The organism is Halopenitus persicus (assembly GCF_900107205.1).
GTDB lineage: Archaea > Halobacteriota > Halobacteria > Halobacteriales > Haloferacaceae > Halopenitus > Halopenitus persicus.
In genome coordinates this window covers 60,437-79,033 of sequence record NZ_FNPC01000011.1, presented here as the reverse complement: position 1 = coordinate 79,033, position 18,597 = coordinate 60,437, and the positions used below count along the sequence as shown (strand labels likewise).

Annotated in this window: 18 protein-coding genes; 6 read left to right on the top strand and 12 right to left on the bottom strand. The window is 63.0% G+C overall.

All coding sequences use genetic code 11. From position 1 onward, the window contains the following. Positions 1-73: 73 nt before the first annotated feature. The 9 genes from cas2 to BLV25_RS14625 form a co-directional block, all read right to left on the bottom strand. Positions 74-334: a CRISPR-associated endonuclease Cas2 gene (cas2, locus tag BLV25_RS14665; RefSeq protein ID WP_021074699.1), complete on the bottom strand. Its 261-nt coding sequence runs from the start codon at positions 332-334 to the stop codon at positions 74-76. Next, a complete protein-coding gene (cas1b, locus tag BLV25_RS14660; RefSeq protein WP_021074700.1) occupies positions 334-1,326 on the bottom strand; it encodes a type I-B CRISPR-associated endonuclease Cas1b in 993 nt (330 codons plus the stop codon). The genes cas2 and cas1b overlap by 1 nt, the downstream gene beginning before the upstream one ends. Before the next feature lie 2 nt (positions 1,327-1,328). Further along, positions 1,329-1,871, bottom strand: a complete 543-nt coding sequence (cas4, locus tag BLV25_RS14655; RefSeq protein ID WP_039400892.1) for a CRISPR-associated protein Cas4 — start codon at positions 1,869-1,871, stop codon at positions 1,329-1,331. Further along, positions 1,868-4,471 carry a CRISPR-associated endonuclease Cas3'' gene (locus BLV25_RS14650; RefSeq protein ID WP_039400889.1) on the bottom strand — a complete coding sequence of 868 codons (2,604 nt, stop codon included), beginning with the start codon at positions 4,469-4,471 and terminating at the stop codon, positions 1,868-1,870. The genes cas4 and BLV25_RS14650 overlap by 4 nt, the downstream gene beginning before the upstream one ends. Position 4,472: 1 nt before the next feature. Further along, positions 4,473-5,306 (bottom strand): type I-B CRISPR-associated protein Cas5b, encoded by an 834-nt coding sequence (gene cas5b / locus BLV25_RS14645; protein ID WP_021074703.1) that lies wholly within the window; start codon positions 5,304-5,306, stop codon positions 4,473-4,475. A 2-nt stretch (positions 5,307-5,308) separates the two neighbouring features. Continuing rightward, a complete protein-coding gene (gene cas7b / locus BLV25_RS14640; RefSeq protein ID WP_021074704.1) occupies positions 5,309-6,400 on the bottom strand; it encodes a type I-B CRISPR-associated protein Cas7/Csh2 in 1,092 nt (363 codons plus the stop codon). A gap of 1 nt (position 6,401) precedes the next feature. Then, the gene (cas8b, locus tag BLV25_RS14635; protein ID WP_092734671.1) at positions 6,402-8,567 is read right to left on the bottom strand and encodes a type I-B CRISPR-associated protein Cas8b/Csh1; all 2,166 of its coding nucleotides are present in this window, start codon (positions 8,565-8,567) and stop codon (positions 6,402-6,404) included. After that, positions 8,554-9,369 (bottom strand): CRISPR-associated endoribonuclease Cas6, encoded by an 816-nt coding sequence (gene cas6 / locus BLV25_RS14630; protein WP_092734667.1) that lies wholly within the window; start codon positions 9,367-9,369, stop codon positions 8,554-8,556. Before cas6 ends, cas8b begins: the two co-directional genes overlap by 14 nt. A 260-nt stretch (positions 9,370-9,629) precedes the next feature. Continuing rightward, the gene (locus BLV25_RS14625; RefSeq protein WP_176819507.1) at positions 9,630-11,852 is read right to left on the bottom strand and encodes a PAS domain S-box protein; all 2,223 of its coding nucleotides are present in this window, start codon (positions 11,850-11,852) and stop codon (positions 9,630-9,632) included. A gap of 212 nt (positions 11,853-12,064) precedes the next feature. On the opposite strand from BLV25_RS14625, the gene BLV25_RS14620 reads away from it, so the two are divergent. Then, entirely contained in the window at positions 12,065-12,295 is a 231-nt protein-coding gene (locus BLV25_RS14620; protein ID WP_092734661.1) for a hypothetical protein, read from the top strand. A 69-nt stretch (positions 12,296-12,364) separates the two neighbouring features. After that, positions 12,365-13,120, top strand: coding sequence for a MogA/MoaB family molybdenum cofactor biosynthesis protein (locus BLV25_RS14615; RefSeq protein WP_092734657.1), 756 nt, complete (start codon positions 12,365-12,367; stop codon positions 13,118-13,120). A gap of 76 nt (positions 13,121-13,196) precedes the next feature. Here BLV25_RS14615 and BLV25_RS14610 read toward each other — a convergent pair whose 3' ends face one another. Together BLV25_RS14610 and BLV25_RS14605 are read right to left on the bottom strand one after the other, a co-directional pair. After that, a complete protein-coding gene (locus BLV25_RS14610; protein WP_092734654.1) occupies positions 13,197-13,679 on the bottom strand; it encodes a hypothetical protein in 483 nt (160 codons plus the stop codon). Beyond that, positions 13,679-14,203 carry a DUF2240 family protein gene (locus BLV25_RS14605; RefSeq protein ID WP_021074711.1) on the bottom strand — a complete coding sequence of 175 codons (525 nt, stop codon included), beginning with the start codon at positions 14,201-14,203 and terminating at the stop codon, positions 13,679-13,681. The genes BLV25_RS14610 and BLV25_RS14605 overlap by 1 nt, the downstream gene beginning before the upstream one ends. Positions 14,204-14,362: 159 nt before the next feature. On the opposite strand from BLV25_RS14605, the gene BLV25_RS14600 reads away from it, so the two are divergent. The 4 genes from BLV25_RS14600 to ilvD all read left to right on the top strand — a co-directional run bounded on the left by BLV25_RS14600 (position 14,363) and on the right by ilvD (position 17,777). Next, positions 14,363-14,737, top strand: a complete 375-nt coding sequence (locus BLV25_RS14600; protein ID WP_021074712.1) for a 30S ribosomal protein S8e — start codon at positions 14,363-14,365, stop codon at positions 14,735-14,737. 179 nt (positions 14,738-14,916) lie between these two features. Continuing rightward, the gene (purS, locus tag BLV25_RS14595) at positions 14,917-15,168 is read left to right on the top strand and encodes a phosphoribosylformylglycinamidine synthase subunit PurS (protein WP_021074713.1); all 252 of its coding nucleotides are present in this window, start codon (positions 14,917-14,919) and stop codon (positions 15,166-15,168) included. Then, complete coding sequence (purQ, locus tag BLV25_RS14590; RefSeq protein ID WP_021074714.1) at positions 15,165-15,842, top strand: phosphoribosylformylglycinamidine synthase I; 678 nt, start codon at positions 15,165-15,167, stop codon at positions 15,840-15,842. The genes purS and purQ overlap by 4 nt, the downstream gene beginning before the upstream one ends. 144 nt (positions 15,843-15,986) lie before the next feature. Next, a complete protein-coding gene (gene ilvD / locus BLV25_RS14585) occupies positions 15,987-17,777 on the top strand; it encodes a dihydroxy-acid dehydratase (RefSeq protein WP_092734651.1) in 1,791 nt (596 codons plus the stop codon). Positions 17,778-17,854: 77 nt separating this feature from the next. On the opposite strand, the gene BLV25_RS14580 is transcribed toward ilvD, so the two are convergent. Next, complete coding sequence (locus BLV25_RS14580) at positions 17,855-18,589, bottom strand: DUF2391 domain-containing protein (RefSeq protein WP_092734648.1); 735 nt, start codon at positions 18,587-18,589, stop codon at positions 17,855-17,857. Between the last annotated feature and the right edge of the window lie 8 nt (positions 18,590-18,597).

Here is an 18,597-nt window from a genome sequence, read left to right as displayed (position 1 = left end):
CTCGCGTGCATTCATAACAAGTCTTTCCCATCGACCCTCAATAATCGATCAACCCCTGGGGGTCGATGGAACGTTACAAGAATTGGTCGTCCGTCTTCGGATCCTCACCGTATACGGTTCGATCGAGGTAGGACTCGGAGGATAACTCATAGATGACCACCGATTCGCCAACGATGAGGAGATCCTCTATTTTCCCTCGGAGTTCTGCGAGATCTCCTTTGGTGATCTCTCCTTCAAGCACCGAGTTCTGAACGTGCACCAGATATCGACGACCCAACCGAAGCATCTTCTGCGTTCGATCGGCTTCCATATCGTAGACGAGGATGACGTACATCACCACCACCGCTTGAACGGTTCGTACTGCTCTCCGGCAAGCAGATCTTTCTTCAACTTGTACGCTTCCAGCCGCAGCAGGTGTTGATAGCTCACCTTTCGATTCAGCTCAGGGTGTTCGATGGTCCGTTCGAGCGTCTCCTCGAATTCCTTGGTGTACACTTTTCGACCACGTTCGCTGAGCAGACACGCTCCGAGTTCCTTCTCGAAGTCGTCAGCGGTCAGTTGACGCCGATTGAGGACTCGAAACAGAACGCGGTCGGCCAGTAGCGGTTTGAACAGATCCGCAATATCGAGCGACAGCGAGTACCGTCTCTCACCTGGCTCGTGGAGATAACTGATCGACGGATCGAGTGCCGTCGCTCTGATCGCTGAGACACAGTTCGCGTACACGAGCGAGTTCCCGAACGAAATAAGGCTGTTTACCTCGTTCGTCGGTGGATTGAACTCTCGGCGGCCGAACGTGAATTCGTCGGGGAGGATCTTCCGAAAGGTACGATAGTACACCTTTCGTGCCGTCGCTTCGACGCCCATCAATTCTGAGACGTCTCCCGCGTCGCTCACGTCGTCTGCGATCGACGCCAGCTCTGCTCGCTCCGATTCGAGATCGCGATCCTTTCCGTTGTAGTACGTCACGTTGGTCCGCATATTGTGGATGCTCCCCGACACGAACGCGCTGGCTAGTCGAAGTCTCTCCTCGGGGTTCTCATACGCCCGAACCTGTCCGACCACCGTCTGCCCGGACGTTTGCCCCTTCGTCGGCATCACCGATCCGGCATAGTAATCGTTCCACCCGAATACGTGTGCAGCAGTTCCGTGATCGTCGAGAAACGAGACGAACCGCGTGTTGAAGTCGATCTGCCCGTGAAGGAAGACGGCCTCCGCGTTTTCGACGGGCACGTACTTCTTCTCGCCATCCTCGGTGACGACTCGAATCGTGTCGTCGTTCCGTTCGATCCGTCCGTCGGAGAACACGTGATAGTTCCTGTCCATTCTTAACACCAACAGAAGTCGTGGTACGCACACGAGTCGCAGAACGGCTTTTCCTCGGCGTCCGGCGGTTCCTCGGCCGTCACGATCTCGTGTATTCCCCGGATCGATTCTTCAACCGCTGCTTTTCGATCCTCGGTAAGTTCGACTGACTCGCGCCGTCGTTCCCTCGGGTGTGCGAGAACACCATTGGTTTCGACGCCGATGACGCGATCGAGATACCACAGATAATACGACAGCTGCATCCGAGCAGGCTTCGTGAGCGTGGATGATGGTTTCACCTCGACGACCCGACCATCCTCGAGAACGTCCAGCGAGATCATTCCGAGGTGAACGTTTCGTCGCTTCTCCTCGTAGGCGGTTTCGTCGACGCGCGTTCCACGGACGACGTTCGGGTTTTCACGATCGATCTCGAGATGGCGGCTCGCGAACCAAAGCTCCCGCTCACAAACGTGATAGTACTGCACTTGAACGCCGGTAACTCGAAACGGGTCGTCGACTGCCTCGCCCCGTGCAGTCGCCAGTAGACGATCGACCGGATCAGTCATAGGAACCGCCGTTCCACCGTGTCGTCGGGTACGAGGAATCCCATATCGGCATCGAAGAAGTCCTCATACCGTGTCGTTGTGGGATCTATCCATCGGATATCGGTTTCGGCGATCGTCGGGAAGTCGGCTATTTCCCGTGCCTCCTTCGAATCGTCCTGGTAGATCGGAACCGAGATTTGTTTCGTTCGAAGCTCCTTGAGCCGTGTTTCGACGGTCGCGAAATCGTATCGTGCTGTGGCGTCTTCGATCTCTCGAACGGTGTTCCGGTCCGCTTTCGTTCGACAGACGACGATGTCGACGGTTCGTCGCTGGTCAATAAGCGAGAGGTCAGCCAATTGGCCGGCTAGCGCCTGATCGACGTACTCAACGTACTCCTGTTTTCCAACGTTTTTCTGGTTTTTCAGCCGCCGGTAGTACTCCTCGATGCCATCTCGAGCGAGATCGACCTCGGGAATCGTCGTTCGACCGGCACGTACGTCCTCGATCGTATTTGCCGCGACCGGGAGAAGTGCTACGCCACGGTTGTAGACCGCTTCTGCCGGCGTTTTAGTTTGCTCATCCGGGACGTCAAGCCACCAAACCGTGACGTGCCCCCGTTCACGTTCGAAGGACCGGTTGCATCGTCCTGCGGCTTGAACGATGCTGTCGATCGGGGCGAGATCTCGGAAGACGCGATCGAAGCTGATGTCGACCCCCGCCTCGACGAGCTGCGTCGAGACGGTGATGAGCGGATAGCCACGTTCGGTGAGATGCTTCGCGATCTCAATGAGCGTAAGGCGATCGACGGGACGAAGTCGAGTCGATAAATGAAGCACCCCTTGATCGCTTTTCCTATTGATGTCTTCCGCCAGACTACTTGGATCAACGACATCGATCGATCCTGCCTCGAACAATGCGTCTTTATATGCTGATCCGATGCTTATGGCGCCATCGAGTCGCTCATCGAGACGTTCAGTGAGACGCTTCGCGCTGTCGATAGTGTTACATATTGCAAGCGTTGATGAGGTCGTCTCGCCGTGATCGATCACCTGTTCGGCTGCATCTGCGTAGCTCTTCGCCCCGGTTTGATCCTCGATGTATCGTTCAACCGATGGGTCGATCTCATACTCGACCCGCTCGGCCGTCTCGAAGTATGACGTCGGTTCGTCGACGAGTTCAATTGCGTTTTCGAACAGCCGTGGTTGTGTTGCGGTCATCGCAATGACCGTCGCGTCATAGCGGTCGGTGAGCATCGAGACGAGCCGCGGGACGAGCTTCCACCAATCAAGCGGAAGGCTCTGTGGCTCGTCGAGGATGACGACGCTGTCCCGTAATGCGGGCAGTTTCATCGATTGTCCGTTTGATGGTCCGGCGAGGCTCTCGAACAGCTGTACATACGTTGATACCGTCAGCCCAGCTCGCCAGCTTTCCGCGAGCATTCCGGAAACGTCGTCGTTCAGGTCGGCCTTCTCGTCATCGTCTTCGATCGTCGTCTCTGAGAGGTGATGATGCGCAGTGAGAACCCGACCCGTCGAATCCGTATCGTAGATGTCCTCGACCTCGTCAACGACCTGATCGATGATGGATGTAAACGGCAGCGCGTAGATGACCCGATCCCCGTCCAGTTGATCTCGGATCGTGAATGCGGCCGATAACCCGCTAAGCGTCTTTCCCATTCCGGTCGGGAGCGTCAGCGTTGCAACGTTGCCCTCGTTCTCACCGAACTCTTCGGCGTTTCTCAGGACGGTATTGCGTGCACGTGAGCGGTGATGGTTCAACCGTTCCCGTCTCGTTCCGTTAGGATCGGCGTTCGCCTCTCGTTCAAGTCGATGAACGTGCTCATCCAACCGTTCAAAATTCGGCTGTTTGGCTGCATAGAGTGAGCCAAATCGATCCGTATCCTCACTTACCCCTGCAGCACTCGTCTTGTCGGCGAGAACGAGCGATCCCCAGCTCTCCAAAACGAGTGAATAGCACGTGTCCGAGAGCGTTTCATAGGAAAAATCGGACACGGATCCATCGGCGGACACAGCGGATTCGATGTTATTGAGCAATGATGGGTACTCGTCGATGAATTCGTGTACCGATCGCTTGCCGTTGGTTGCCCAGTCGAACACCGTCTCCGCGATCTCGGGTGCGTTCTCACGGATGTCGACGGCCTGTTTCGCTATCAACTTCTGACGTCGTTCCTTCGATGTCTCCGCCCCGGGTGAAATGCCGTCACGACGGTGCGATCGCTTATATACGTATTCCGCAACGTCCGGAAGGCTCCCGTGATGTTTGGCGACGGCAACGAATCCTGCTAGACAGCTTTCGGTCTCAAACCCCCGAGCATCGAGCGCATCGTATGCGACGAACGCGCCAAGTGGTGCGTGATGACGGAGTGGTTCCGGATCCGGATGTACGGAATCGAGAAGATACTCTTGGAAGTACGTCGTTGCCTTTCCAAAGTCGTGCACGTATGCCAGCGTTTCGACGAGATCGAGGAGAGATTCGCCTGCCGGTGTTTGTGCGTCCTCCGAGACGATGTGGCGGCTCCGTTCGGCCACGTCCTGTAGGTGCTCCGTCAGGTGAACGCCGTCTCGTTCGTCTTCCGGCGGGTGGGAGTACCGAACCGTCACGTTAAACGAACACCACCTTCCGGTCATCCACAACCGTCGTTTCGATCCCGCGCACAGCAAGCGTCTCGGCATCGGGATTGTACGCGTACGTCGTAAACTCCGTCGTCGTTCGTCCCCCTTCGTCGGTCGTCATAAACGCCGGCGACTCCTCGATCTGACAACGCGTTCCCGGCTCAAGCACGAGATCGTCAACGGCGTTCGGCACGGCCGTGTCTACGTTTACTGGTTCCGCATCCGGCACGGATCGGCCAGCAGCGTTCGTCGGCTCGATCTCGAATTCTCCGTGATATTCGATCTCGGCGAGGTATTCCGATAGTCCGAGGCTCGGGACGTAATGGGACTTTCCGTCCTCGAGATATCGCCGAAGCTGGCGATATCGTTCCGTATCCGACAGTACGAGGTCGATACGATACCCGGGATCGACGAGGACCTCGTAGTTGTGTTGTTGACGAAGTGCGGTCGGATCTGGGAGTTTCACGCTCAGCTTCCCTCGTCCGTTCAGAGACTGTAAGTTCCCGTCCGCGGTCGAGAGGGTGTTCATCGGGAGGTTGATCGTCCGTAGCTCGTGTACGGGTTCGATCGCTATCGCTGACCGGTCCGAGGAAAACAGCTCGTAGTAACTGTCTCGGCCGAGTCCGAGAATTCCCGCGACTAGTCCTGCAACCGTCGTCCGGGGGATGACGCGATACGTTTGTTTGACGACGTTTCCCTCGATCCGTCGGAAATGGCCCCACGGTCCCCGGACCGTGAACGAGAGGCAACGGCTCGGGAAGCCGTCGCTCGCGTCTCGTTCCTGCTTGTCATTCGTCTTCTCCGCGAGCGAGCCATCGGCCATCGTTACTCGGCCGTCTCGCTCTCGGGAAGCGTTTCGGTGTGTTCGTCGTATACGTCGATCAGCTCAAGCGTATCGGCTCCGACCGACTCCTCTACCGCCTCGTAGAGGAGTTCAGGTCCACCGACATCCCCGTCGTGCGAGAACTCGAGAACGTCGCTCGCGACGATCCGTACCCTCGACACCCGATCGGACGCGTTCTTCAGCCGAGTAACGAACGAATCGACGTCGACGGTTACGTCGCGAACGTTTCGTAGCTCCTCGTCGGGGACACTCCTTTCGTCGTCCAGGGTGAGGTCCTTGTCGAGACCGCCGAGGTGGAAGCTGTCCTCCGAGTATTCGACACGACAGTAGAGCCGGGGTTCTTGACCGACCTTGCTTCGACTGATCGTCTGATTCTTGATCGCCCGCCAACACAACGTGTCGAGCCGGTCCACGTCATCCGAAGTCAGATTCGTGTCTGCCGCTCCGTGCTCGTCGACGAGTCCGTGGAACCGAATGAGTCCGTACTGGATCCGATGGTCATCGAGGTCAAATCCGCCTTGTTCCTTTCCTTCCTGGGTCGCGATCACGCTCGTCAGGCTGTCGTACTCCTCATTCTCGTTAACGGCGTGCATCGTCTTTCCGGGCGAGAACTGGACTGGTCCGGTGAAGTGATCCGGAAGGTGTTCCGCGTATGGATCGTCGGTGTCGACGGACATCGTCGCTCCGAAGTATCGAACATCCACACTTTCGTTGAGGAACTCACCGAATACTGCCTCTCGGAGACGGTCGGGCTCTCCGTCCTCGTCTAGGTCATAATCGTCGAGGTCGATCGATTTCAAGCGATCTTCAAGTAACTGGCCACGAGTGTACTGGTTCCCGTCCTTCTGGACGTTTCGGATATATACGCCGTGACCGTCGTCGTCCAGCTGATCTCGCAAATACCGCTTCAACCGAACGTCGGTGACGATCGCCTGTTGGGTCTGCGGATCGATACGTGGGCGGTTCGCGCCGCTGAGCGGATTCCCGTTCGGGTTCGCGTCGACTGCATCGTACAGGAAAACGATCTCGGAGCGATTCTGAACGGTTTCGGTGGTGTCGGTGGATTCGGACATCTTAGTGTTCCTCCTCGGATTCGTCGGTTTCGTCGCTCTGCAGCTTCCCCCAGTCGGGATGGTCGTTCATACCGTAGGTTACCCCGAGCGCATAGTAGAACCGGAGGTCATCGGTATCTATCTCCCAGTCGTCCGGATCCGGATTCAGGATCGTCTCCCGGAGACGATCGACGATGTGGTCGGCTTTCGTCCCCGGATACGACTGACCGCTCTTTTTCTCCTGTCGGGTATACGTTAGCGTCTTCGCGATGGTCTCCTGTGCGACCTTTTTAATGCGGGACCGAGTGATTGATTTGACCGGGTACTGGTCGACGAGCGTCGTCGATCGATCCTCGCTGTACTCCTGATAACTCCCGACGTCTCCGACGAGAGCGCCCAAGAGGAACGCACCGCGTCGTTCGGCGGTCACTGAGCCATCGCTATCGTCTCTGCTCGGTGCAAGTGCCGGCGTTTCATTGATGAACGATTCGAGCTTCGAGCCAGCGGGGTGTCCCCCGTCGGTTGCGATGATCGTTTCTAGGGTATCCATTATTATCTGCTCGTAGTGTGGTTGGCGTGTGATCGGTTCCTTCGCGGGATCGGTCGTCGTCAACAGTTTCAGGTTCTCGTCCGCGAGCGCACACAACTGTGCGAACTGGCTTGCGACGAGGAACGACGGGAATCCGTCGAACTCGTCGTCTCCGGACTCTTCGTCGATGATACGAGCGACGTACTCTTCGAGAAGTACGTCGACCGCGATCGCGTTGCCGCTGAGAACGCTCACGAGCGCCTCGATACGGGGATCGTCCGCGTCGGCATCCTCGTCGTCCCGCTCGGCGAACGTCTGGTGGAAGTACCAGCCTGTTGAAACGGAATTCAACCGGTCATCGGTCTCGGACAGTAATGCCCAGTTCTCGTTCGTCGGTAACGGCGCAGTCCAGTTATTCTCCGCATTCGTGGTGAATGCTGAAGCGTTCGTGACTAGCTGATTGTGTGTAAGCGCGAGTTCCTTTGGATAATGAAGCTGACCGTTTAGCGTCTCTCCGAACACGTCATATCGGGACATCTGGTGCGGCATCACTGCGGACACGTAGAACCGAAGATCAGTCTCGGAAATGTCCTTCTCACGTGAGTTTAGATATGCGCGTTCGATCGGAGTGACGTCTTCATCTTCGTTAACTGCCGAATACAACAGCTCATACAGCTCATATGCTTTTTCCGGAGTCTGGTGGCCAAAGAAATACGGCAGATAGTATACCTTCGCACCAAACGTCCGATAGGTACACGCCTCGACGAACGTCTCCGCGTTCATCACCGTCACTGCAGCGTCCTCGGATATCGGATGCGACCGCCATGCTTCCTCGATGTCGAGTCCCGGGAAGGTTTCACGCTGCTTCCCGAGGAAGTAGTTCTGGGGATCCTCCGACGTGCCCACCGTTCGTGACTGCGTTCCAGTAACGAGATCGGTTGCCGCACCTGAGGAATCATCTGCTTTGTTTTTCGTGACCAGCTTCGACAGCTTTCGCTGTCGCATTGCCTCGTTGAACACGTCCAATTCGCCGGGCCAGCGATACTCTCCGTCCGTCTCGAGTTTGACTTGGACCGTTAGGAGTGAAGTCGCTGATTCTCCACCTAAGCTCGCGATGACTTCGTTTTCGATGGCTTCCAGAACCTTCTCGGATTCGGCAAGTTCAGCAAGTTCGCGGATGATCCAACCATCATCGTGGGTAGCGGCTGCGTCCGTCACCACCTCGTCTGTCGCCCACTTCGTCAGTCGTTCCTTCGCGTAACGGGCGAGTTTCTCCGGATCGCTGTTTCGCCCGGCTTGGTGGGTTACACTGTGATCGATTCCTCGCGCGGCAGGGTACTTGCAGTGACCGACCTTTTGCACCAAGTCATCTGCATACCGCGTTACCCATACCGCCCCCTTTTTGTCGTCAGCTAGTTGGGGGTTCTCACTGGAGAGATCAATACGTACGACGACCAAACTATCATCCGTGTCGATGAGGTCGCTCGCTGCGTCCGGCGTGAGATACGGTGCATATTCACCTCCACCCGTCGTTGCGAGCGTGTAGAGTTTTCCATACAGGTATTGGATCCCTCGCAGGGAACTTATCGGCGACTCAGGGATTTCCTTCCGAAGTGTCTCTGGTGGGTACTTCTCTTTAAATTCCTCAAGTGTCAGCACCGTTAGCCTCCTGTGTTGGTTCAGTAACCTCCGTTTTGTCGGTGATGTTTACGAACCCAAATCCCAGCGAGTTCCGTTCACCGAGGCCCGTATCCAGCGCGAGGTTGAGGTGACGACGGTGATCGTCATCACGGACGGTATAGTCGAACCGCCACTTGCTCAACACGAGCGTCCGTCGTTCACCCTGTGTGACGGTGACCGGAATCGCGAACGTCTTGATCAGTTCGTATCCCGAAAAGAGATCGCCGTCGATGTCACTCGGTCCGGATAGGTAGTCTGGAAGGAATAGCCCGTGTTTCTTGTCGAGGTTGGATTCGAGCTGGTTTCGAAGCGGTTCCATCGTGTGCTCCGGTCGCCAGTAGGTCGCCGTGTTTCCGCCGTGGTCCTCAATGCCGTACTCGTCGTGGCGCCACGGAGGGATACGTACGAGCAGTCCGGTGCCTGTCTCGATCGTTCCCGAGGTGCCAGGCTCTCCAACATCGGGATCGAGTTCCGAAAGATCAGCCACTCGGAACGGCATCTCACCGATGTTCAATTCCCGTTCGGACTGGAGATCGCGCGCGATATGAGTGAGTAACCCCTCGTGTGGCGACGCGACGAGGAGCGTTCGTTCATCACCTTCCGACATATCCTTGGGAGGAAACGGGTTGCTGTAGACGAACCCCTTTGGACGATCCTTATCATGTTCTTTATCATACTCCGTGTCGGCAAGTGCATCCCAGATACGTCCACGGAGCTTGTGATGGTAGGTCGAATCGTAGGCGGCATTACGCCGTGCCTTAAGGCGGATCAGTAACCGCACGTTCTGATTCCCCTCCGTATTGTGAGTCGACTCACACCGAACCAACTCAGCGGTTGAGTAATAATCTTATGGCAGATTGACAGGCACCGTCCGGATTAGAGTCAGTAAATTGAATTTTTCAACGGCGTAGTGGCGACATCAGTTTGAGTGAAAGAACGGTTGTTTGATCAGGCTCTCGAGTTTCGTTGAACCGTTCCGACTGCAGGAAACACGCAAGATGCCATCGTACAGTACCTGGTCTTCGATCACTGCAACCTCACCTACTCGGACGCGAACCCGACGCCGGTGATCTCGAAGCGTGCGCCGCCCGCCTCGGATTCAGTCACGCGAATCTCCCAGCCGTGGGCCTCGACGATCCGCTGCACGATGCTCAGGCCGAACCCGGTGCCCTCGGCGTTCGTCGAATAGCCCGCCTCGAAGACGGCCTCGGCGACGTCGTCCGGAATCCCCGGCCCGTCGTCCTCGACGGAGAACCCGTCCTCCAGGCCGCCGACCGTCACGGTCACGTCGGGGCCGCCGTGTTCGACCGCATTTCTGATGAGGTTCTCGAACAGCTGTCTGAGTCGGGTCTCGTCGGCCACCACGGTTCGCTCGTCGTCGACGACCAGCGTGGCGTCGGCCGTCTCGACGGTCTCCCAACACGCCTCGACCAGGGCCGGGAGATCGACCGCGTCGGTCTCGGCGACGGACGCGCCCTCCCGGGCCAGCGCCAGCAGGTCCTCGATGAGGGATTCCATCCGGTCGTGGGCGCGCTCGACCGCCTCCAGATGCGGGCTGCTCTCGCACTCCTCGCGCGCCAGCTCGAGGTGACCCGCCGCCACGTTCAGCGGGTTGCGCAGGTCGTGTGAGACGATGCTCGCGAACTCCTCGAGGCGCTCGTTGGCCCGCTTGACCGTCTCCCGCTCGGTCACGTCGATGTACATCGCCAGCGTGCCCACGACCTCGCCGGCCGCGTCCTTCCGCGGGACCGCCCGCAGCCGCGTCTCGACCACCTCCCCGTCGGCAGTCACCAGCTCGCGGGGCTCGTTGGTGAACTCCCCGTTCAGGGCCGCCTCGTAGCCCCCGTCGTCGATCAGCGCCGTCTCGGAGTCGGCCGCGTAGAAGTCCGCGAGCGCGGCGCCGACGAGCGCCTCCGGGTCATACCCGAGCGCGTCCGCGAACTGGTTGTTGCAGTCCTCGATGACCGGCCGGCCGTTTTCGGCCCGCGTGACGACCGCCATCACGGGCGCCTCCTCGAACAGCGTCCGGTACTGCTCCTCGAGCCGGGTCGTCAGGTCCTCCAGCTCCGCGGCCTTCCGCTCGAGCTCCGCGGTCTGCCGCTCGAGCTCCTCGGTCTTCCGTTCCAGCTCCCGTTGGTAGCGCTTGGAGTCGTCGATGTCGAGGTGGATCCCGACCGCACGAACCGGCTCGCCGTCCGCGTCCCGCTCGACGATCCGGCCGAGGTCCCGGATCCACTTCCACTCGCCGTCGGCGGTTCGCAGTCGGTGCGTGGTGTCGTAGTGGTCCGTCTCCCCTCGCCGATGCGCGTCGAGCGCGTCCCTGACCGCCTCCATATCGTCCGGATGCACGCGCGACTCCCACGCCTCCACGTGTGGCTCGATCTCGTCCAGCTCGTGGCCGAGCATCTCGGCCCACTGGTCGTTGAACTCGACCGCGTCGGTCCGCATGTTCCAGTCCCAGACGCCGAGGTTTGCCCCCTCGACCGCGAGCTCCAGCCGGTTCTTGAGCGACCGGATCTCCCGGAGCTGCCGCTTTCGCTCGGTGATGTCCCGCGAGATGACCACGAACCGGTCGCCGTCGTTCACCGGCAGACGGGTCAGGTGCACCTCGACGGGGAACCGCGTCCCGTCCCCGGTCTCGAACGTCGTCTCGAGCTCGGTTCGCTCGCCGACGTCCATTCGGTCCCAGATCTCCTGCAGCTCGTCCGGTCCGATCTCCTGGTCGATCTCCCAGACCTTCCGCCCGACGATCGCCGATTTCGGTTCGTCGAACGCCTCGCAGAACTGTCGGTTCACGTCGACGATGGTCCCGTCGGCGGTGTGGACGTCGATCATGTCCGGGGAGTTCTCGAAGAGCGCCTCGAGGCGGGCCGTGGTCCGTTCGAGGCGTTCCTCGCGCGCCTTGGCCTCGGTGATGTCGCTCACGCGCACGATGTACCCGCCGATCGTCGTCGCCCGCTGTGTGCTCCCCCTCGTCTCGAGCCAGATCCACGACCCGTCCTTGTGCCGGAAGCGAAACTCGGCGGTGACCACCGTCTCCCCCTCGGACTCGAGCACGTCGGCGAACGCCTCGCGGACCGCCCGTTCGTCGTCGGGATGAACGCGATCGAACACGTGTTCCCCGGTCCGCTCCTCGGGCCCATATCCGGTGAGACGCTGTACGGCCGGGCTCTCATACAGGATCTCGCCCGACTCGCTCACGACCAGGATCCCGTCCGCGAGGGTCCGAACGAGCTCCTGATATTGGTCTCTTGTCAATTCCATTATCCCGACGTATTGCGAACAACCGGTTAAGAAACCTGGCATTGGTCGAGTCACCCGCTCGACCGGTGGTGGCTGCCGTCCCCGACGCCGCCACGCACTGGGCGCGTGCTCTCGAAGCGCTCCTCGTCGTCACGCCGGTTGGCTGACCCGCACGTTCTTTACTACCGAGCAGCTCGAAACGTACGTCACCGAGCTTGGAGTCGAGGACTACTATGCTGAACTCACGGGAGTTTGAGGACGGTCGCCGCCGGAATACGGAGCAACGGCGTGCGATGATCAAGCGATGGGCCGAGTACGTCCGGACGCACGACGACGAGGAGTGGTCACGGCAGCAGAACCGCCTGATCGACTCCCAACTCCAGTCGGCAAACGAGATGGCTGCTGCCGGTGACACGGACCCCGTTCGCTTTGCCGCTGCTCGAGACCGACTACGGGATAAGTAGCCGGAACCGGACGCTCCGGGCGCAGCATCGAAACGGCACGTTTTCCGTCTCCCCATCCAACCGACGTCCATGACCGATCACTCCGACGACGCCGGTTCCCACGACCACTCCAGCGACCGTTCCGACCACGCTCACGACGCCCATCAGCACGGCCACGACGACCACGACCACGCTCACGACGACCACGCTCACGACGACCACGACCATCACCATCAGCACGACCTCGACCAGCTCGGGGTCGCGGTCGTCACGGTCTCGAGCTCGCGCTCGATGGACGAGGACGCGACCGGCGATCACCTCGTCAACGCGCTCGAGGACGCGGGCCACGAGGTGACGGTCCGGGAGCTGATCCCCGACGACTTCGACCGCGTCCAGGGCACGGTCGACCGGCTGGTCAGTCGGGGGGACGTCGACGCCGTCATCACCTCCGGCGGAACCGGCGTCACGCCCGACGACGTCACGCCCGATGCGGTCGCACCCCTGTTCGAGAAGGACCTGCCGGGCTTCGGGGAGACCTTCCGCCGGCTCTCGTTCGCCGACGTCGGGACGAGGACGATCGGCTCCCGGGCGACCGCCGGGATCGCCGACGGCGTGCCGGTCTTCTGCCTGCCGGGGTCGACCGACGCCGTCCGGCTCGGCCTCGAAGACGTGATCCTCCCGGAGATCGGCCACCTGGCCGGGCTGGCGCGACGGGACGAGGAGGACGCGGACGCGGACAAGGATGAGCAGGCAGCGAACGAGGCGGACGGCGACGGGGCCGAGACGGACGGCGACGGGACCGAGGCGGACGGCGACGCGGAGACGGACGCGGACGAAACCGCGTGATGATCCGACGACGCGGACGCTGCCTCGATCGCGTTTATGAGGCTTTCAAACCCGCACGTTCGGTCGACGGCCTCGATTACGCCTCGTCCGCGTTTGTTTCATCCGCCAGCGCCGCGTCGCGGGCGGCCTCGAGGGCGGGCAATACCCGTTTAACCGCCGCGCCGTCCTCGAGGAAGACGATCGTTCGGGGCGGGTGGACCGCCTTCGGCCGGACGCGCAGGTCGGCGTCGGCTGCGACGTCGGCGACCCGATCGACCCCGGCGCGGAACTCGAGGCGGACGCGCTCGGGCTGGACGAACGCCTCGGCGATCGTCGTCGCGTCGTCGGAAACTTCTCCCGCCGTCGTCGTCTCCCCGTCGGATTCCGAGACGTCGGCCGCGTCCATCTCCGCCTCGGGTACGCGGACGATCCGGTAGGCGAGCGCGCCGTCGAGCGTCGGCTCCACGTCGGGGTCCGCGTCGGCTACCTCGAGGTCGCGCAGCCGCCCCGCCTCGCCGGTGACCTCGGAGGACAGCAGCTGTGCGATCCGGACGCCGTCCCGCAGCCGGTCGTCGACCATCAGGCGACCTCCTCCGCGGCCGGGTCCTCGTCGTCCGGCTGATCGTCCGTCTCTTGCTTGCCCGCGCCGTCCCCAGTCCCGGCCAGGAGGTCCTCCCGGACGTCCGCGGCCAGGGGGCCGACGTCGACGCCCTGCTCGTTGGCGTACAGGACCGCGGCGGCCTCGATCGTGATCTCGAGGCCGCGCTGGCGCTCGTTGATCGCGGCGACGGCGGCCCGTTTCTCCACGCCGGCGTCGACGACCGCCTCGAGCGCGCGTTCGAAGGTGGACTGTTCGCGGAGGATCGACTCGTCGGGGGTGAACCCCTCCGGGACGTCCACGGCGTCGACGTCGAAGGCGGGAACCAGCTCGTCGTCGTCCCGGTCGAGCAGCCCGCGCCCGGCGGCGACGTCGACGAGGCGTTTGGCCTGGTCGGGCGAGAACCAGTCCCGGTCAAGCGAGAGGGCGACGACGAACTCGCCCTCGCCGAGCCGGTCCCGCCCCTGCTGGCGGAACGGGGCCGCGACGGCGGTCCGGAGGCTCATACACGGCCGGGGGCGAGCCACGCCGGTAAAGCTACCGAACTGCGTCGTCCCTGCCCGGTCCCGCTCCCACTCCCGCCCGTCCCTGCGGCGCCGGTCGGCCGCCCGGTCGCGCGGTCCCGAGTCGAACGGTTCAAGTATTCGCTCGGCGTCTCTGGGCGTATGAAGGACCAGGGACGCTCCACGCGGAAGCGAACGGGCGGTCGACTGCGACCCGCACACGACAAGAAGCGCCACCAGCTCGGCCGCGAGGCCGCCGAGACGACCGTCGGCGAGCCCCGCTTCCAGTACATCGACGCGCGCGGCACCGACGAGAAGGTCCGCGCCCTCTCGACGAACGTCGCGCAGGTCTCCGTCGACGGCGAGACGGTCTCGGCCGAGATCGAGAACGTCGTCGAGAACCCCGCGAACGTCAACTACGTCCGCCGGAACATCATCACGAAGGGCGCCATCATCGAGACCACCGAGGGCCGCGCCCGCGTCACCTCCCGGCCGGGCCAGACCGGCCTCGTGAACGCGGTCGCCGTCGACGAGTAACGACCGCCGACAGCACGACCACGTTTTTCCGACCGCCACGCTCGTGAGCCGCGCCGCCGCCCCGCTTCCGGAGCGCCTGGCCCTCGGTCGCCCATCGCTCGCTCGCCGATATATCCACGAACGTGCGTATCAAGGCCGTTCCAAAACGGTTTTTGCACACGACTTCGCAGTATCGGGTGATGACCGCCTACACTGCGACCGTCACCGTCCGGCTCAAGCGGGGCGTGCTCGACCCCGAGGCCGAGACGACCCAGCGGGCGCTCGAACGGCTCGGCTTCGAGCTGGAGGACCTCCGGTCGGCCGACCGGTTCGAGATCGACCTGGAGGCCGACGACGCCGACGCGGCCGCGGAGCGCGCCGGCGAGATGGCCGAGCGCCTGCTCGCGAACCCGACCATCCACGACTACGAGGTCACGGTCGCGGACCGATGACCGTCACCGTCCTGCAGTTCGGCGGGTCGAACTGCGACCGGGACGCCGTCCGGGCGCTGGAGCACCTCGGGATCGACGCCGAGCGCCGCTGGCACGCGGACGGCCTCCCCGCCGAGACCGACGGGATCGTCATCCCGGGCGGGTTCTCCTACGGCGACTACCTCCGCGCCGGCGCGATGGCCGCCCGCGCCCCGGTGATGGAGGAGGTCCGCGCGGCCGCGGCCGACGGGACCCCGGTGCTGGGCGTCTGCAACGGCGCCCAGATCGGCGCGGAGTCGGGGCTGGTCGCCGGCGCGTTCACCACCAACGAGAGCGCGCGCTTCCAGTGTGAGCCCGTCCACCTCCGGGTCGAGCGCGCGGACACGCCCTGGACCGCCGCCTACGACGAGGGCGACGTGATCGAGGTGCCGATCGCCCACGGCGAGGGCCGCTTCGAGATCGACGCGGCGGCCTCCGAGGCCCTCGAGGCGGACGACCGGATCCTCTTCCGATACTGTGACGCCGACGGCGCCGTCACCGACGCCGCCAACCCCAACGGCTCGACCGGGAACGTCGCCGGGATCCTCGGCGAACGCGAGACGACCGCCGTGTTGATGCCCCACCCCGAACGCGCAACCCTTCCGGACGTCGCGGCGAGCACCGACGGAGAGGGCATTCTGCGGGCCTTCGCCTAGCGCGTTCGATCGATCCTCCCCGATCTCCTTCGCCCCACTCGACCCGATCCTCTTCGCTCCACCCTCCCCGATCCTCCCCATCCACCTCGAGGGGAACGCGTTCGTCGTCAAGGGTTTAACCCGTCCCCCCGCTAGGTGTACCGTATGAGCCAACAGCAGGGGGAGGAGCCATCCTCCGCCGACGCCGACGCGCAGCGCCGCGACGACGCCGACCGGTTCGCGGGACGGAAGGACGATGACCTCCGAAGCCGGGACGTGACCGAGGGAGCCGACAAGGCGCCCCATCGGTCGATGTTCCGGGCGATGGGCTTCGACGATGCCGACCTCTCCTCCCCGCTCGTGGGGGTCGCCAACCCCGCGGCGGACATCACGCCGTGTAACGTCCACCTCGACGACGTGGCCGACGCCGCGGTCGACGGGATCGACGCGACCGGCGGGATGCCGATCGAGTTCGGCACGATCACCATCTCCGACGCCATCTCGATGGGGACGGAAGGGATGAAGGCCTCGCTCATCTCCCGGGAGGTCATCGCCGACTCCGTCGAGCTCGTCTCCTTCGGCGAACGGATGGACGGGCTGGTGACCGTCGCCGGCTGCGACAAGAACCTCCCCGGGATGATGATGGCCGCGATCCGGACCGATCTGCCCTCCGTGTTTTGCTACGGCGGCTCGATCATGCCCGGCCAGCACGACGGTCGCGACGTCACGATCGTTCAGGTCTTCGAGGGCGTCGGCGCGTACGCGCAGGGCGACATGGACGCCGACGAGCTCGACGATCTGGAGCGGAACGCCTGCCCGGGCGCGGGCTCCTGCGGCGGGATGTTCACCGCCAACACGATGGCCTCCATCTCGGAGGCGCTGGGACTGGCGCCGCTGGGGTCGGCCTCCGCGCCCGCCGAGGACGAGGAGCGCTACGCGGTCGCCGAGAGGGCCGGCGATCTGGCCCTCGACTGCATCGAGAACGACCGCCGGCCCTCGGACATCCTGACGCGGAAGTCCTTCGAGAACGCCATCGCGCTCCAGACGGCGATCGGCGGCTCGACCAACGGCGTGCTCCACCTGCTCGCGCTGGCGGCCGAGGCCGGCGTCGACCTCGACATCGAGGACTTCGACGAGATCTCCCGGCGTACCCCGAAGATCGCGGATATGCAGCCCGGCGGACAGAGCGTGATGAACGACCTCCACGAGATCGGCGGCGTGCCGGTCGTCATCCGCCGGCTGCTGGAGGCGGGCCTGTTCCACGGCGACCAGCTGACCGTCACGGGCCGGACGATCGCCGAGGAGCTCGACCGGCTCGACCTCCCCGACGACGACGCGATCGACGCCGACTTCCTCTACACCGTCGACGAGCCCAAACAGCCCGAGGGCGCCATCAAGATCCTCACGGGGAACCTCGCGCCGGAGGGCGCGGTCCTGAAGGCGACCGGCCAGGACGAGTTCCACCACCAGGGTCCCGCCCGGATCTTCGAGACCGAGGAGGACGCCATGGAGTACGTTCAGACCGGCGCGATCGACTCCGGCGACGTCATCATCATCCGCAACGAGGGCCCCACCGGCGGCCCCGGGATGCGCGAGATGCTCGGCGTGACCGCGGCCGTGGTCGGCGCGGGCCACGAGGACGACGTCGCGCTGCTGACCGACGGCCGCTTCTCCGGCGCCACCCGCGGCCCGATGATCGGCCACGTCGCCCCCGAGGCGGCCCAGGGCGGCCCGATCGGCCTCATCGAGGACGGCGACGAGGTGACCGTCGACATCCCCGAGCGCGAGCTCTCGGTCGATCTCTCCGCCGACGAACTCGACCGCCGCCGCGAGGAGTGGGAGCCGCCGGAGCCGCCCTACTCCGGCGGCGTGCTCGCGAAGTACCACCGCGACTTCGCCTCCGCGTCCCTCGGCGCCGTGACGAATCCCGGGCTCACCTCCGACCGCGACGAGTAACCTGGGACGCCGCCGGTCGCGAGCCGCCGACCACGGGCCGACGGTCGTGAGCCGCCGGCCCTGACGTGGCGGCACCTTCAATCGTCGTCGAACAGCTCGCTGATGTCCTCGCCCTTGCTCTCGCCCGGCAGGATATCGCCGAGCGCCGCCCCCAGCGCGGCGGGTGCCCAGACCACGGTCACCCGCGCGAACGCCTCGAACGGAGTCGGATCCTCGAGCACGAGCCGTCCCCACAGGGCCAGCATTCCGAACGCGGCTCCGAAGGAGACGAGTAGAACGCCGAGATAGCGACGCGGAACGAGCCCGAACACCGGCCGCGTGACGCGCACCTCCCGAATGTCGGCGTAGTACAACAGCCCGCCCGTCAGTCCGAGGACGAAGAGGACGTGCGCGAGGAAGGCGACCGGCACCGGACCGACCCGGACCGCCGTGAACCACCGGGCGATGACGAAAACGCCGTCCTCGACGAGGAACGGGAGCGCGAAGATGACGCTCCCGACGAGCGCCTCGGCCATATCCCGCGAGGTGTACTTGTAGATGTGCTCGGTGAAGGCGGTGCTGCCGGGCATCCGTCGAACCAGCGAGATGGTCCGTTCGACCTCCTGGCGCTCGTGCGGCTCGTCGACGGCGTCCGAGAGGTCGTCGAGCCGGTCGAGCAGGTCCTCGATGTCGGGATGCTCCTCGTCGTCGTTCGATCCACCACCGTCGTCACTCGGTCCACCCCGGTCGCCATCCGATCCATCCCGGGCGCCACCCGATCCATCCCGATCGGAATCCGAACCCTTCTCGTCGATTCCTCCGTCGGCGGCCATACGCGACT